Genomic DNA, 13826 nt, shown 5'->3' on the forward strand with positions numbered 1-13826 from the left:
AGGCTCGATCACGAACCGGGAGCGGAACTCGTCGACGACCTCTTCGGTCAGGGACGGACGCTGAGCGATCAGCATGCGGTGTTGCCTCCATTTTCGGCGCCCGCAATTTGACGCCGTAGACATCACGCAGCGTACGGCGATACGGCATCACACGAGGCCCTGCCGCCGGCTCCGCCCAGGTACTGGCCCAGCCGCCGGGCAGGCCGGAGCGGAGAATGGTCGTGTTGCCCTGCTCGCCGGTTGGGCGGGGGTCGGATTGACACAGCAGTACCTCGTCGGTGAGACATCCCTGCTCCTGGCCGAGCTGCAAGCATCCGGAACCGATCAGACCGTCTCGCGCGAGCTGGCGCGGCTAGGTCGCGAGGCGGAGACGGGACCGGTCAACAGCCGCGACCGGCTGGCTCTGCCCGCCCTGGAGCTGACGGACGAGCTGTGCATCACGGCACTACACTTGAAGAGTTCTTCAATTCGCTAGTTGCGGTGGTCTATAGATGATTCAGGGTGTGGAGGCCGAGGTGGGCGAGGTCGTCGAGGCGCTGCTGGCGCGGGTGCGGGCGGCCCGGGCCGGGCTGGCGGATGCCGTGGCGGCCGAGGATCCGTATGCCGTGGCGGTGGCACAGGACGAGCTCGACGATGCGGTGCGGTTCGCCCGCCGGCACGGGCTCGACGTCACGGTGGCAGAGACGGACGAGGGGTGATCGGGATGCCGGTTCCGCTGTACGAGGCGAAGGCGGAGTTCTTCCGGATGCTGGGGCATCCGGTGCGGATACGGGTGCTGGAGCTGCTGCAGGACGGCCCGAAGCCGGTGCGCGACCTGCTGGCCGCCATCGAGGTCGAGCCGTCGAACCTGTCGCAGCAGCTGGCGGTGCTGCGCCGTTCCGGGATTGTGACCGCGACCCGGACCGGCTCCACCGTGGTGTATGAGCTGGCGGGGGGCGATGTGGCCGAGCTGCTGGGTGCGGCGCGCCGGATCCTGTCCGTGCTGCTGGCGGGCCGTCAGGAGCTGCTGGAGGAGTTGCGCACCGCGGAGTCGGTGCGGTGACGGGCGGAAGCACGTTCGGACCGTGGCGGCGAGGCCGGCGGCCCGCGGCGGCGATAGAGCATGTGCCGCCGCCGGTGCGGCGCCACATCGTCTCGGTACCGGTCGGACCGGATGCGGTGAGGTTGGCCCGTGAGACGCTGGCCGGACGGTTCGGGGAGGTCGGTGTCGCGCCGGGCTGCGCGTTCGCCGACACGGTGCTGCTGGTGGTCAGCGAGCTGGTCACCAACGTGCTGCGGCACGCACCACAGTCCCCGGTCGCCGACGTGGGGATAACGGTCGGCGCGGGACAGCTGGTCGTCAGCGTCGCCGACACCGAGCCTCGCCTGCCGGACCTCGAACCGGGCGCGATGGGGGCCGGCCTGCAACTGGTGGCCGAGCTGGCCGCCGAGTACGACGGCGACGTCAGCGCGGAACCGGCCATCGACCATGACGGCAAGGTGATCCTCGTCCGGTTCAGCATGCCGTCGTAGGCCATGTCAACGTGCAGAACGCGGGAAGCAGGGAGACGAGACCGTGCGTGATGGAACTGAGGCGTCCGAGCCGTCGGAGAGCCGGCGGCGCGAGCGGAAGGTCAAGGACAGGGAGTGGCGGATCGAGCGTGGTGTCGCGATCCGGGTGGGCTTCTACATCTTCGGCACCCATCTGTTCGCCGGGTTCATATGGCTGCTCTTCTACCTGGGCCAACACGCGCACAAGTAACCGGGAAGCCGACAGCCCCGGTACGGAGGAGGGCCGCCCGGCCGCACACCTGGGCCGAACGGCCCCTGTGGGACCACCGAGGAATCGGTGAGGCTGTTGATCAACGGAGCCAGTTGGCGGCCGTTGTTCTCCCGCGTGCGGCCGCCCACGCCCGAGTTCGGCGGGCTACCCTCAACGCGGCTTGAACGCTTCTTCGAACGGCTGGTTGCTGTGGGCGCCATGGTTGGAGAAAGAGGACTGCCGAGGGTGATCGCTGTTGTCGGGCACGCTGATCTCGCGCCCTGGACCCTGGCCCTGCTGGAGGAGGAGCTGCGCACGCGGCTGGGCCGGTGTGCGGAGGCCGGCCGGACGGGCCTGGTCCGGGTCGGGCAGGGACTGCCCCTCGCGTTCGGGCGGGCCGCCAAGCAGGCCGGACCGGCGCTGGTGGCCGTGGTGCCCACGCTGAACCGGGTGCCCGCGCTGCTGCGGGAGCGGGACCGGCGGGCAACCGGGGAACTGCTGCTCCTGTCGCAGCAGGTCCGGCTGGTGGAATACGACCCGGCGGACCGGAACGCGTGCGTCCGCACAGATGAACGGCTGCTGCGGGCGTGTGCCCGGGTCCTGGCGGTCTGGGACGGCACCGCCTCCAACGGCCAGGACACCACCGCTCACCTGGTGGCCTACGCGCGCAGCCACGGCATCGACGTCGAGGTGCTGTGGCCACACGGCGCCGAGCGCGTGCCGGGACTCGGAGAGGAGCCGTCATGACAGCCGGTACGCCGCAGCGGGTCCGGATGGTCGAGCTGGGCCGGGACGAGGCGCTGAAACTGCTGGCCGAGGTGCCGCTGGGCCGGGTGGTCTTCTCCCACCAGGCGCTGCCGGCGATCCGCCCGGTCAACCACCTCGTAGAGCCCAACGGGGACATCATCATCCGCACGCACACCGGGGCCGCGCTGCTGGGCCGTGCGGCGCGGTCGGAGGTGGTGGCCTACGAGGCCGACGACCTCGACCCGGCCACCCGCACCGGCTGGAGCGTGGTCGTCACCGGCGCCGCCGGCCCCGTGACGGACCCCGGCGAGCTCGCCCGCTACCGGACACAGCTCACGGCTTGGGTCGGCACGGAAATGGAGCACGTGGTGCGCATCCGGGCCGACATCGTGACCGGGTACCGGCTCGTGGGTGGCGAGGCGGGCTCCTGACCGGTCAGAGATCGTTGCCGGCGTAGGAGAGATTGAAGCTCTTGTTGGTCAGCGGGAAGTCCGGGACGATCGTGTCGTTCAGGGCGACCGGCAGGGCGGGCCAGTTGAAGAAGGACGGGTCGACCGGCTTGACCCGCGCGAGGGTACCGTCGGCGGCGAGTTCGACGCGGGTGGCGATGGTGCCGCGCCAGCCCTCGACGAGGCCGACGCCGCTGCGAGGGCCGGACCCCGCAGCGGGCGCGGGGCCGAGGACCGGGCCGGTGGCGACAGAGTCACGCAGTTCCCGGATCAGTGCGAGGGAGGCGTCGATCTCTTCGGCGCGGACCAGGAAGCGGGCCAGGACGTCGCCGCTGGTGTGGACGGGGACGTTCGCCGGGCGGCCGTGTGGGCTGAGGGGGTGGGCGATCCGGGCGTCCTGGGCCAGGCCGCTGGCGCGGGCGACGTAGCCGAGGCAGCCGATGTCGCGGGCGGCCTCGGTGCGCAGGATCGCGGTGCCGGTGAAGCGGTCGTGGATGGTGGAGTGGCCCAGCGCCAGCTTGACGATGTCGCGGATGTCGTCGCCGATGGCGTCCAACTGGGCGGGGTGGGGCAGGGTGCGCAGGGCGCTGCCGCCGGGGACGACGCCGCCGCGCAGCAGGCGGTGTCCGGTCACCGTGTCGTTGAGGCGCAGGAGTTGTTCGCGCACGCGCTGGGCGTGGGCGTTGAGGATGCCGTGTCCGACGTCGTTGCAGAGCATGCCGAGGTCGGCGACGTGGTTGTGGAGGCGCTCCAGTTCGAGCAGCAACGCCCGTGCGCACTGGGCCTGTTCAGGGACGGCGGTGCCGGTGGCCTCCTCGACGGCCAGGCAGTAGGCGAGGGCGTGGCCGACGGCGGTGTCGCCGCTGATGCGCTCGGCCAGCGGCAGCCCGGCCGCGACGCTACGGCCCTGGAAGAGTTTCTCGATGCCCTTGTGGACGAACCAGAGGCGGGCCTTGAGTTTGAGGATGGTCTCGCCGACGACGGAGAAACGGAAGTGGCCGGGTTCGATGATCCCGGCGTGGACCGGTCCGACGGGGATTTCGTAGACGCCGTCGCCGGTGACCTCCAGGAAGGGGTAAGGGCCTTCCTGTTCGCCGAAGGCGGGCGGGTCCCCGGCGTCGGGATGCATCGGGTACCAGCCCTTGGGCCAGTGGAAGTGGCGTACCAGGCGGCGCGGTTGGGGGTGGTCGAGGGGGACGATGCCGTGCAGGTCGTGCATCTCGCGCTCGAACCGGCCTGCGGGGAAAGAGAGATGGGCCAGGCTGGGTACTTCGGGACGGGCGGGGTCGAGGCGCACGTGGAGCTCGATGCGGGTGTCCGGCGGTCCGGAGACGAAGAGGTGGACGAGGCGTACCGCGTCCACGTCGTGGTGGGCGGCGACCAGGGCCAGGCGGTGTCCGTCGCGCAGCAGCCCCTCGGCCCGCTTGGGCAGTTCGCCGGTGTTCACCTCGTGGGCGGTGCGCATCGATCAGGGCCTTTCCAGGACGGTGGCGGCCTGGGTGAGCAGGTCGCCCAGCGGGCCGGTGGTGATGCCGAGGGCGGCGCAGGCGAGCAGGCCCAGGACGAGGGGCCACAGTGCCGATGGGCTCTCCGCGACGGCAGCGTCCCCCTTGCGGGCCGGTCCCAGCAGCATGCGCGTGGCCCGGGTGGCGAGCGCGGCGAAGGCGACCAGGACAAGGAGGAGAGCAGCGGCCGTGGTCCAGCCCAGGCCCGATCCTGCGGCGAATCCGGCGCGGGCGATGCCCAGTTCGGAGGCGAAGAGGCTGAACGGCGGGAAGCCCAGCAGTGCCACGATCGCAAGCCCGAACAGCGCACCCAGCCAGGGTGACCGGGCCAGTAGCCCGCGCACCCGGCCGATCTTCGTCGTGCCCCGCAGGTGCAGGATCTGCCCGGAGGCGCAGAACGCGGTGGCCTTGGCGAGTCCGTGTCCGGCGATGTGCAGCAGGGCGGCGGCCAGGGCGAGCGGGCTGCCGATCGCGGCGGCCAGGGCGATCAGGCTCATGTGCTCCATGCTGGAGTAGGCGAGCATGCGTTTGTAGTCGCGCTGGGCGAGCAGCAGTCCGGCCGCGAGGGCGAGGGTGAGCAGGGCGATCCCGGCCAGCAGGACCCGGGTGAAGTCCACGCCGAGCGCCGCGTCCGCGATGACCCGGTAGCGCAGGAGCGCGGCGAAGGCGACGGACAGCAGCACCCCGGACATCAGCGCCGAGACCGGCGCGGGGGCCTGGCTGTGCGCGTCGGGCAGCCAGGCGTGCAGCGGGACCAGGCCCGCCTTGGCCCCGTAGCCGAGGACGACGAGGGTGATGCCGAGCCGGGTGACCGCCGGGTCGAGCTGGTCCGCGTGGGCGAGCAGGGTCGGCCAGTCCAGCGCCCACGCCTCCGCGATGCCCGCCTGCCGGGCGGCGTAGTAGACCAGGACGGTGCCGAGGAAGGCCAGCGCGATCCCCGCCGAGCAGATCACCACGTACTTCCAAGCCGCCTCTACGGACATGCGGGTGCGGCGGTGGCCGACCAGGAACGCGGTGACGATGGTCGTTGCCTCGATCGCCACCCACAGCACGCCGAGGTTCGCAGTCACCACAGCCAGGCACATCGCGCCCAGGAACACCTGGACGAGGGCGTGGTAGCTCCCCCACTCTCGACTTCGCTCGATCGGGGGGACCCCCATCACAGTCCGGCCGGTAGCCCGGTCCGCGTCCCGCTCCCCGGACAGGTAGGAGGGTGCCGAGGCGCAGGCGATCAGCGCGACGGCGCCGATGACCAGCAGCATCCACACCGTCAGCGCGTCGGCTCGCAGCAGCCCGGAGTACGCGGCCACGGCCCCGTCGTCGACGTCGGCGGCCAGCAGCGACGCGCAGGCCAGGATCACCACCGGAGAGGTCAGGCCGGCCCAGTCGGCCGGATGGCGCCCGCGCGCCCGGACCGCGGCAACCGGCTTCCCGGGCACGGAGTCATCTCCTTCCCCCTTGTCATCCGCGCCCGTCATCGCGCGCGCGGTTCCACGGGAGACGACGGCAGCTTTCACCACAGGTTGTGGCCGACGCGTTTCCTCCCGCCGTGCCGCCGACACCGGCCGGGGGCGCCTCTGCGCGGCGAGCCCTGTGAGGGTGTACCCGGCGGCCACGACCAGCGGTGCGGCGACGGGGGCGGTGAGCAGGAGCGCGGTAAGAGCAGGCTCTTGTGAAAGGTGCAGCATCAGTCGTGCAGCTCCCGCAGGTCGTCGATGTCGGTGGTGCCGAACGCCTCCCGCACCCGCACGGTGAGCAGCTGCAGGACCAGGACGGCCAGCAGCACGTCGAAGGAGACGCCGAGTTCGACGATCAGCGGCACCCCGGAGGCGGCCAGGAACGCGGTCGCGGTGATGCCGTTGTCCAACAGCAGGAACCCGACCACCTGGGCCAGTGCCCGGCGCCGGGTCACCAGCACGAAGAAGCCGATCAGAACCACGGCCAGGCCGACCGGCAGCGCGCGCGTGGCGGGTGTCGGATCCAGCTCGACCAGGGGGCGGGCGACGGCGTAGGCGAGCAGGGTGAGCGCGGCGGCGGTCAGCAGTGACGCGGCCACGTTCACCAGCGGCTGCGTCTCGCGCACCTCCTCGCTGTGCGTGTAAGCCGCCTGGTCCTGCCCCTGGGCCCGGTCGGTGACGAGCGTCGCCAGGGCCCGGCGGATCAGGTACGGCAGCAGGCCGGCCCGCAGGGCGCCGATTCCCGCGGCCACCACGATCAGGTCCCAGCGGTCCTCATGGAGCCCGAGGAGCAGGGCGATGGCGGCGAGGGCGAGTCCCTGGAGGGCGAAGAGCCGTACGATCGCGGCGAGTTCGCGCCGCCACAGCACGACCACGGCGGCCAGCAGGAACGCCCCGCAGGCCAGATCGAGCAACTGCGTGAACAGACTCTCGCTCATCACTGTCCCCCCTCTCCGCCCAGGAAGTAGGAGGCGGTCACCGCGAGCAGCGCCAGCAGGAAGGATCCGGCGAGGAGTTCGGGCACCCGGAAGAGTCGCAGCTTGGCCCAGAAGACTTCGGCCGCCGCCAGCGCCATCCCGAGCACCGCCACCTTGAGCACCGCCAGGAGCAGGGCCAGCAGCACGGCGGCGAGCGAGGCGCCGGTGGCGATCCCCCACGGGGCGAACAGCGAGGCCAGCAGCCCCAGCAGCACGGTCAGCCGCAGCTGTGCGCCGAACTCCACCAGCGCCAGGTCCGGTCCGGCGTATTCGAGGGTCATGGCCTCGTGGACCATGGTCAGCTCCAGGTGGGTGGCCGGGTTGTCCACCGGCAGCCGGCCGCTCTCCGCCAGCACGGCCACCGCGAGCGCGGCGATGGCCAGCAGGCCGGCCGGGGAGGTCAGCCGGGCGGGCTGGTCGGCCGCACCGGCGACGATGACCGGCAGGTTGGTCGATCCGGCCGGTATCGACAGGGCGAACACCGCCATCAGGATGGTCGGCTCCACCAGGGCGGCGATGGCCATCTCCCGGGAGGCGCCCATGCCGCCGAACGCGGTGCCGGTGTCCAGGCCCGCGAGCGCCAGCGCCAACGTGCCGAGCGCCAGCAGCGACACCACCACGATCAGATCCGCCCGCCCTCGCACCGGGGTGTCGGTCGAGATCAGCGGTACGAGCACGGCCAGCACAAGTGAGGTGGCGACCAGCAGCGGCGGTGCCCATCGGAAGGCGGGGCCGGTGCCGACCGGGGTGATCGGTTCCTTGCGCAGGAGTTTGCGTACGTCCCGCCACGGTTGGAGCACGCCGGCCCCGGCCCGGCCCTCCAAGCGGGCCCGGGTCTGCCGCATCAGGCCGGTCAGCAGGGGCGCTCCGGCCACCACCGCGCCCACTTGGAGGACGATCGCCGTGTATCCAACCGTGTTCACCAGCCCACCACCAGTACGACGAGGAGGGTGACAAGTCCGAAGAAGCCGTAGCCGAGGTAGGCGTGGACGCTGCCGCCTGCCAGCCGCCTGGCCGACTGCCCGGCGGCGGCGAGGAAGTCGAGGACCGGCCGGTACAGGCGGTGCTCGATCCGGTCGGGCACGCGGTTGCGGAACTTCACCCGCTCGACGAGATACGCCGACTCGCGCACGGGCGTGACGTCCACGTCCTGCTCCGGGGCGAGCACGTCGTCGAAGACCCGCTGAAGTGGTTCGGCGAACGAGGTCGCCGTATAGGCCATGCGCGGGGTCGGCGCACCTCCGCCGCAGTCCCACAGCCTCGCCCGTGTACGCCGCTGCCGACGCCGCCCCGCCCACCGCACTGTCGCCGTGACCGCGCCCAGTGCCACCGTCAGCGTCGCGACCACCCACAGCGGTGAGAGCACGGCGGACACCTCGTCGAGACGCACCTGCAGCCCGCCTCCGGACACCGGTCGTGTCCCCGGGTAACCGACGGCCTCCACCGCCCGGTCCAGGCCGTCGCCCAACAGTCCCGGCACCAGGGCCAGCGCCGCGCACAGGGCCGCGAGCAGCCCCATCCCGGCCAGCATCAGCAGCGGCGACTCCCTGGCCGCAGCGGCTCCCTCGGCCCGCGGCCGGGCGAAGAAACCCACGCCCAGCGCCTTGACGAAGACCGCCGCCGCAAGGCCCGACGACAAGGCGATCACGGCGACGGCGACGGGCAGCACGATCGCCGTGGTCACGCCGGGTACGGCCAGTCCGTGGATCATCGACTGGAGCAGCAGCCACTCGCTGATGAAGCCATTGCCGGGCGGCAGCGCCACCGCGCCCAGCGCGCCGAGCGCGAACAGGCCCGTCGTGAGGGGCATCCGGGCCCGCAGTCCACCCAGGAGATCCAGGTTGCGCTCCCCGGTGGCCCGCAGCACCGAGCCCGCCGCGCAGAACAACAGGGCCTTGAACGCCGAGTGGTTGACGACGTGCAACAGGGCGGCGGCCAGCGCGAGCCCGGCCAGCGCCTTGTTCCCGGCGTGGTCGAACAGCCCGGCCGCTCCGACGCCGAGGACGACGAGTCCCATGTTCTCGGACGTCGAGTACGCCAGCAGCCGCTTGAGATCGGAGGCCATCGCGGCCTGCAGGATCCCGTAGACCGCCGACAGGCCGCCCATGGCCATCGCCAGCAGCCACCACCAGGCCGGTCCCCCACCCAGCAGATCGAACCCGACGCGTACGAGGCCGTAGACCCCGAGGTTGACCATGGCCGCGCTCATCAACGCCGAGACGGCGCTGGGCGCCTCGGGGTGCGCCCGGGGCAGCCAGGCGTGCAGCGGCACCAGACCGGCCTTGGAGGAGAACGCCACGGCCGTGAGCACGAACACCAGACCACGGACGGCCGGCGACATCGCGCCACTCCCGGAACGCAGCGCGGCGAAGGTCTCACCGCCGGCCTGGGCGGCGTACACCATGAAGCCCGCCAGGAGCAGGACGAGCCCCAGGTGGGTCATCACCGCGTACCAGACGGCCGCCTCCCGTACAGCGGGCCGGGCTCGGTGCTCGGCCAGTACGAGGAGCAGAGAGGTGAGCGCCATCAGCTCCCACAGCAGCAGGAACGTCGAGACCGAGGCCGCCGCCGGTACCAGCAGCAGGCTCAGCGCGAACAGCGGCAGTACCGCCTGCGCGCCCCGCGAACCGAGGCCGTGCGCACCGTGCCCGGCCACATAGCCGACACCGTAGACGGCCACCGCCGCCACCACGGCCCCGGCCACCGCCATGAACAGTCCGGACAGAGCGTCCACCGCGAAGTGCGTCCCGGCCAGCGGGAGCAGCCCGGGTACCTCGGCCGACCAGCGGCTTCCGCCCAGAGCGGCCACACCCGACGCACCACCGGCTACCCCCACACCCGCTGTCAGGACACCCACCACCGCGCCCCGCACCCGCTGCGGCAGCACCAGCCCGGCCGCAGCGCCCGCCACGCCCAGTCCGGTGGCCGTCGCGAGGGCGGCAGGGATCAGGCTCACCGTCCGGTCACTCTCCGCAGCGCGGCGACGATCTCGTCCGGCCTCGGCGGACACCCGGGAACCTGAAGATCCACCGGCACGACATCGGAGACGGCGCCCTCGACGCCGTAACCGCCCGCGAACTCCCCGCAGTTGATCGCGCAGTCCCCGACCGCCACGACCAGCCGCGGCTCGGGCATCGCGGCGACCGTGCGGCGCAGCGGCTCGGCCATGTTGCGGGTCACCGGCCCGGTCACCAGGGCCACGTCCGCGTGCCGGGGCGAGGCCACCAGCCGGGCACCGTATCGCTCGGCGTCGTAGACCGGATTGAAGGCGCCCGCGATCTCGATCTCGCAGCCGTTGCAGGAGCCGGCGTCCACGCAGCGCACCTGCACCGAGCCGCCGAACTCCTTGGCCTGTGGCGGCACATGCCCCTCCGGGCGCGGCGGGGTGGGCTCGGCCACCCGTCCGGTGTCCCGGATCTTGCGCAGCAGGCCCATGAACCCTCCCTGAGACGGTGAGGACTGGTTCGCGGGTGTCCAACAGGCCATCCACGACCGGAGTTACGTCACTGCGGGGTGAGGCGACCGCCTCCCGGTACCAGAGAGCGCTGTCAACTCTCGGGAGGCGGCCGCCGATTGAGGGCCATCGTTACGACGGCGGTTTCGCCTGTGTCTGGGCGGCCCGCAGATCGGCGAGGAGTTCGGCCTGCCCGGCGAGCACACCGGACAGGATGGTGCGGGCCACCCTGAGCAGCTCGGCGATGTCCGGGCTGGTCAGCGAGTAATACACGGTCGAGCCCTCCTTGCGGGTCACCACCAGGTTCGCCCGCCGCAGCACCGCCAGCTGCTGCGACAGGTGGGCCGCCTCGATCCCCACCTCGGGCAACATCTCCGCCACCGCGTGCTCGCGCTCGCTCAGCAGCTCCAGCACCCGGATGCGCGCCGGGTGGCCGAGCGTCTTGAAGAACTCGGCCTTCAGTTGGTACAGCGGCGTACTCATCGTGCCGTCCCCTCCCCGGCGGAGCAGCACGGCCGTACCGGCCGGTCCTCGGCGCATCGCATCCACCCTCCCCCGCCCTTCGGGCGGGGGGACCCCCACCTCGCTTCGCTCGTCACACACATGCGGCCCATCCTCGCCCACGGCAGCGGCCACACCGAATCCGCGCACAAGAACCGGTCCATCCAAAACCGGCGGCATCAACCTCAGCAATTGCTAAGATTAGCAACTCCATACGTGATGTGCGGGAGGCTTGCGTGAGAATCATTCCGCTGCGCGGCGCGGGCGTCACCTGGTACAAGTGCCCCGCCTGCCGCCTCAAGTGCCGCCCCACCGCCGTCGGCGCCGAGGGCTCCTGCCCCCGGTGCGGGCACGCCCACATGATGCGGCTGTCCTTCGGCGGCCGGACCACCACGCCCTCCTCGGACGGCGAGAAAAGCTGACCCACAGCACCCGGTTCGACGAAGGGGGATGTGCCATGGGTGACTGGGACGGCCAGTCCGGGAGCGGGATCCGCTTCGAGTGGGGCCCCAGTGGCGCGGGACGCCTCGCCTCGGAGGCCGCCTGCCTGATCATCGTCGATGTGCTGTCCTTCACCACGGCGGTGACCATCGCCGTCGAAAGGGGCATCCGCGTCTTTCCGTTCTGGCTGCCCGACGGCCCCGCCACCGCGGCCGAGCGGGCCGCGGCGGAGAAGGCGGCCACCGTCTACGCACGGCAGTCGAGCGCAGGGCTGGCCGTGGCCCGCCGTGCCGTCACGGCCGACAGCCCCTGGTCCCTCTCCCCGGCCCACCTCGGCCGCGCCCCGTTCGTCGCGCGCCTGGTGCTGCCGTCCCCGAACGGTGCCGCCATCGCGGCAGCCGCACGGCGGAGCGTGCCGGTCGTCGCCGCCTGCCTGCGCAACACCGCCGCGGTCGGCAGCTGGCTCACCGCCCACGACTACGGCACTCCCGAACGTCCGACAGCTGTGATCGCCGCGGGTGAGCGGTGGCCGGACGGCACCCTGCGCCCCGCACTTGAGGACCTGCTGGGCGCCGGCGCGCTCATCAGTGACCTGCAGGCCCAGGGCGCGGGACCGCTGTCCGCCGAAGCAGCCGCCGCGAAAGCGGCCTACGAAGGCACGGCCGACCTCACCGGCGCGATCGCCACCGGCGTCTCCGGCCGGGAGCTGGCCTCGACAGGGTTCGCCGAGGACGTGGCCATCGCCGCGGAGGAAGACGTCTGCACCGTCGTGCCCGTGCGGGACGGCAACGGCGCCTTCGCGCCCGGCTGAGTCCGGCGAGGTCAGGCCCCCGGCTCGTCGGCCCGCCACCCCGTCGTACGCCACTCGTGGCGGCCCTTCATCGGCTCGCCGTGCCGTGTGCTGTGCGCGGCGAGCGCGCCGGCCCGGTCGGGGTGCACGGGGATGGGCGGGCAGTCGCCGTTGGGGACGAGGGAGCCGTCGGCGGGGATCGCGGCCAGTTCCAGGCCGCGGCCCGTCGCAGCGAGACGGCGTGCGGCCTCGATGATCGCCAACTGCCCCTCGGCCGACCAGCCACGCAGTCCGGTCAGGTCGACGATGACCGGACCCGTCCCGCGTCCCACCGCCCAGCCGGCGGCACCCTCGAAGCGATGGACGGCGTCTGGGCCGAGATATCCGGAGACGGAGAGGATGCCGAGATCCTGCTCGACGGTGTAGCGCCACTCGATGGTCATGATCGTCAACTCCCTTGCGCGGTCGGCCTGTCGGTTCGGAGGAGAAGGGCTCACAGCGGGAGGGTGATCCAGATGCTCTTGCCCTTGCCGTCGGCGTCACCCCGGACGACCGCGGTGCCGCCCAGGCCGAGGGTGAGCTCCATGACGGTGCCCAGGCCGCCCGTCCCGGTGCCGGTGACCGCACCGTAGAGCGCCGGCTGGTAGGGGTGGCGATCATGCACGGCGAAGGCCAGACAGTCCGCGCCCGCCGCGTAGATCACCGTCACCTGCGGGGAGAGCACGGCAGCATGCCGCACGCTGTTGGTGACCAGCTCGCCGAGTATCAGCAGGGCCGGATCGACCGCGGGGTGGCGCAGGCTGATCCCCCACTCGGTCAGCGCCAGCTCGGCGGTCTGCCGGGACAGCCGGACGGCGGACGGCTCGGTGGGCAGGGTGAGCACATGCCGGTGGGGCAGGGCTTCGAGCCGCGTGGACATCAACTCTCCGTCCCCCGGGCCAGCCGGAGGCCGGACATACTCTGGGGATGCAGGCGGACGATCGTGTCGTGGGGGCCGTACGTCCAGCCGGTGAGCGTACGGCGGTAGTGCGCGGCCTCGTTCGGATCGGTGATCACCTCGACGGGCCCGGCCACCGTCACCGTCCAGCCGGTGCCGGTCGCGACCCGCACCTCGTCCACCTGGTACGTCGCCGTCAGCGGGACCGCTGCCGCCTGCACCGGGGCACGCACCACCAGGCGGCCGTACTCCCAGGTGTGCCGACCGGGCCGGACGACGGTCAAGTCCCGCTGCGGGTACACCAGCCGACCCAGCTCACTGCCCTCCAGCAGCCACAGGGCCTCCGCGCCGGAGACCTCGACCATGCGCAGCGATGCGGGAGGAGTGCTCATCCGACGGTTTCCTCGGTTTCCTCGTTGACGGGCCGGGACGACTGGGCGGGGAGCGGCGGCAGGACACCGGCGCACTCCAGGTAGGTGCGGGCGCCCCGGATCGCCTCGGGTGTGGTGGCGTACTCGCGTCCTTCCAGACGCAGCAGCTTCAGCGCGCCCACGGATTCCAGGACCTGGCGCTGGCCGGGGCGTATCCCGGAGGTCATGACGGCGATGCCCCGCCGCTGGAGCTTGTCCACCGCGTCCTTGAGGACGAGCGCGCCGGTGGCGTCGATGGTGGTCACCCGGGACATGCGCAGGATGACGACCCGTACGTCGGAGACTTCCGCCAGCTCCAGCAGGAAGCGATGGGCGCCGGCGAAGAACAGCGGGCCGTCGATGCGGTACGCCACGATGTGCTCGGCGAGCAGCGCGTGCTCCTCGACGCTGTGGTCA

At 72.0% G+C, this 13826-nt stretch carries 19 protein-coding genes; 8 read left to right on the top strand and 11 right to left on the bottom strand.

What is annotated here, in order from left to right; all coding sequences use genetic code 11:
- The first annotated feature begins 491 nt into the window (after positions 1 to 491).
- The 6 genes from SPR02S_RS53945 to SPR02S_RS53970 all read left to right on the top strand — a co-directional run bounded on the left by SPR02S_RS53945 (position 492) and on the right by SPR02S_RS53970 (position 2919).
- Positions 492 to 698 (top strand): hypothetical protein, encoded by a 207-nt coding sequence (locus SPR02S_RS53945; protein WP_169389464.1) that lies wholly within the window; start codon positions 492 to 494, stop codon positions 696 to 698.
- Between the two features lie 5 nt (positions 699 to 703).
- Positions 704 to 1042, top strand: coding sequence for an ArsR/SmtB family transcription factor (locus tag SPR02S_RS53950; RefSeq protein WP_026151741.1), 339 nt, complete (start codon positions 704 to 706; stop codon positions 1040 to 1042).
- The gene (locus SPR02S_RS58635; protein ID WP_245607797.1) at positions 1039 to 1512 is read left to right on the top strand and encodes an ATP-binding protein; all 474 of its coding nucleotides are present in this window, start codon (positions 1039 to 1041) and stop codon (positions 1510 to 1512) included. The genes SPR02S_RS53950 and SPR02S_RS58635 overlap by 4 nt, the downstream gene beginning before the upstream one ends.
- A gap of 43 nt (positions 1513 to 1555) precedes the next feature.
- Complete coding sequence (locus SPR02S_RS53960) at positions 1556 to 1741, top strand: DUF6126 family protein (RefSeq protein ID WP_019065363.1); 186 nt, start codon at positions 1556 to 1558, stop codon at positions 1739 to 1741.
- Between the two features lie 246 nt (positions 1742 to 1987).
- Positions 1988 to 2488 (top strand): hypothetical protein, encoded by a 501-nt coding sequence (locus SPR02S_RS62075; protein ID WP_019065364.1) that lies wholly within the window; start codon positions 1988 to 1990, stop codon positions 2486 to 2488.
- Entirely contained in the window at positions 2485 to 2919 is a 435-nt protein-coding gene (locus SPR02S_RS53970; RefSeq protein ID WP_019065365.1) for a pyridoxamine 5'-phosphate oxidase family protein, read from the top strand. The genes SPR02S_RS62075 and SPR02S_RS53970 overlap by 4 nt, the downstream gene beginning before the upstream one ends.
- 4 nt (positions 2920 to 2923) lie before the next feature.
- Here SPR02S_RS53970 and SPR02S_RS53975 read toward each other — a convergent pair whose 3' ends face one another.
- The 7 genes from SPR02S_RS53975 to SPR02S_RS54005 all read right to left on the bottom strand — a co-directional run bounded on the left by SPR02S_RS53975 (position 2924) and on the right by SPR02S_RS54005 (position 10813).
- On the bottom strand, positions 2924 to 4402 hold the full coding sequence (locus SPR02S_RS53975; RefSeq protein WP_019065366.1) for a hydrogenase large subunit: 1479 nt from the start codon (positions 4400 to 4402) through the stop codon (positions 2924 to 2926).
- 3 nt (positions 4403 to 4405) lie between these two features.
- A complete protein-coding gene (locus tag SPR02S_RS53980) occupies positions 4406 to 5881 on the bottom strand; it encodes a proton-conducting transporter transmembrane domain-containing protein (protein WP_019065367.1) in 1476 nt (491 codons plus the stop codon).
- A 248-nt stretch (positions 5882 to 6129) separates the two neighbouring features.
- The gene (locus SPR02S_RS53985; protein ID WP_019065368.1) at positions 6130 to 6837 is read right to left on the bottom strand and encodes a hypothetical protein; all 708 of its coding nucleotides are present in this window, start codon (positions 6835 to 6837) and stop codon (positions 6130 to 6132) included.
- Entirely contained in the window at positions 6837 to 7799 is a 963-nt protein-coding gene (locus SPR02S_RS53990) for a respiratory chain complex I subunit 1 family protein (protein ID WP_019065369.1), read from the bottom strand. Before SPR02S_RS53990 ends, SPR02S_RS53985 begins: the two co-directional genes overlap by 1 nt.
- Complete coding sequence (locus tag SPR02S_RS53995) at positions 7796 to 9832, bottom strand: proton-conducting transporter transmembrane domain-containing protein (RefSeq protein ID WP_019065370.1); 2037 nt, start codon at positions 9830 to 9832, stop codon at positions 7796 to 7798. Before SPR02S_RS53995 ends, SPR02S_RS53990 begins: the two co-directional genes overlap by 4 nt.
- Positions 9829 to 10311 carry an NADH-quinone oxidoreductase subunit B family protein gene (locus tag SPR02S_RS54000; protein WP_019065371.1) on the bottom strand — a complete coding sequence of 161 codons (483 nt, stop codon included), beginning with the start codon at positions 10309 to 10311 and terminating at the stop codon, positions 9829 to 9831. Before SPR02S_RS54000 ends, SPR02S_RS53995 begins: the two co-directional genes overlap by 4 nt.
- 151 nt (positions 10312 to 10462) lie before the next feature.
- Positions 10463 to 10813 carry an ArsR/SmtB family transcription factor gene (locus tag SPR02S_RS54005; protein WP_026151732.1) on the bottom strand — a complete coding sequence of 117 codons (351 nt, stop codon included), beginning with the start codon at positions 10811 to 10813 and terminating at the stop codon, positions 10463 to 10465.
- Between the two features lie 254 nt (positions 10814 to 11067).
- Here SPR02S_RS54005 and SPR02S_RS54010 point away from each other — a divergent pair, with 254 nt between their 5' ends.
- Entirely contained in the window at positions 11068 to 11253 is a 186-nt protein-coding gene (locus SPR02S_RS54010; RefSeq protein WP_019065373.1) for a hypothetical protein, read from the top strand.
- Positions 11254 to 11288: 35 nt separating this feature from the next.
- Positions 11289 to 12083, top strand: coding sequence for a 2-phosphosulfolactate phosphatase (locus SPR02S_RS54015; protein ID WP_019065374.1), 795 nt, complete (start codon positions 11289 to 11291; stop codon positions 12081 to 12083).
- 11 nt (positions 12084 to 12094) lie between these two features.
- Here SPR02S_RS54015 and SPR02S_RS54020 read toward each other — a convergent pair whose 3' ends face one another.
- The 4 genes from SPR02S_RS54020 to SPR02S_RS54035 all read right to left on the bottom strand — a co-directional run.
- Positions 12095 to 12505, bottom strand: coding sequence for an STAS domain-containing protein (locus SPR02S_RS54020; RefSeq protein WP_019065375.1), 411 nt, complete (start codon positions 12503 to 12505; stop codon positions 12095 to 12097).
- Positions 12506 to 12555: 50 nt separating this feature from the next.
- On the bottom strand, positions 12556 to 12981 hold the full coding sequence (locus tag SPR02S_RS54025; RefSeq protein WP_019065376.1) for an ATP-binding protein: 426 nt from the start codon (positions 12979 to 12981) through the stop codon (positions 12556 to 12558).
- Positions 12981 to 13391: a pyridoxamine 5'-phosphate oxidase family protein gene (locus SPR02S_RS54030; protein ID WP_019065377.1), complete on the bottom strand. Its 411-nt coding sequence runs from the start codon at positions 13389 to 13391 to the stop codon at positions 12981 to 12983. Before SPR02S_RS54030 ends, SPR02S_RS54025 begins: the two co-directional genes overlap by 1 nt.
- The coding region (locus SPR02S_RS54035) for a sodium-independent anion transporter (RefSeq protein ID WP_026151743.1) at positions 13388 to 13826 on the bottom strand (439 nt) is incomplete at its 5' end. The genes SPR02S_RS54030 and SPR02S_RS54035, both read right to left, overlap by 4 nt.

This window comes from Streptomyces prunicolor NBRC 13075 (assembly GCF_000367365.1).
Lineage (GTDB): Bacteria > Actinomycetota > Actinomycetes > Streptomycetales > Streptomycetaceae > Streptomyces > Streptomyces prunicolor.

Bases quoted from the DNA above. Each gene is read 5' to 3' on its own strand.
- SPR02S_RS53945 (WP_169389464.1), top strand. From the start codon at position 492: ATGATTCAGGGTGTGGAGGCCGAGGTGGGCGAGGTCGTCGAGGCGCTG.
- SPR02S_RS53950 (WP_026151741.1), top strand. From the start codon at position 704: ATGCCGGTTCCGCTGTACGAGGCGAAGGCGGAGTTCTTCCGGATGCTG.
- SPR02S_RS53970 (WP_019065365.1), top strand. From the start codon at position 2,485: ATGACAGCCGGTACGCCGCAGCGGGTCCGGATGGTCGAGCTGGGCCGG.
- SPR02S_RS53975 (WP_019065366.1), bottom strand. From the start codon at position 4,402: ATGCGCACCGCCCACGAGGTGAACACCGGCGAACTGCCCAAGCGGGCC.
- SPR02S_RS53985 (WP_019065368.1), bottom strand. From the start codon at position 6,837: ATGAGCGAGAGTCTGTTCACGCAGTTGCTCGATCTGGCCTGCGGGGCG.
- SPR02S_RS54000 (WP_019065371.1), bottom strand. From the start codon at position 10,311: ATGGGCCTGCTGCGCAAGATCCGGGACACCGGACGGGTGGCCGAGCCC.
- SPR02S_RS54005 (WP_026151732.1), bottom strand. From the start codon at position 10,813: ATGAGTACGCCGCTGTACCAACTGAAGGCCGAGTTCTTCAAGACGCTC.
- SPR02S_RS54015 (WP_019065374.1), top strand. From the start codon at position 11,289: ATGGGTGACTGGGACGGCCAGTCCGGGAGCGGGATCCGCTTCGAGTGG.
- SPR02S_RS54020 (WP_019065375.1), bottom strand. From the start codon at position 12,505: ATGACCATCGAGTGGCGCTACACCGTCGAGCAGGATCTCGGCATCCTC.
- SPR02S_RS54025 (WP_019065376.1), bottom strand. From the start codon at position 12,981: ATGTCCACGCGGCTCGAAGCCCTGCCCCACCGGCATGTGCTCACCCTG.
- SPR02S_RS54030 (WP_019065377.1), bottom strand. From the start codon at position 13,391: ATGAGCACTCCTCCCGCATCGCTGCGCATGGTCGAGGTCTCCGGCGCG.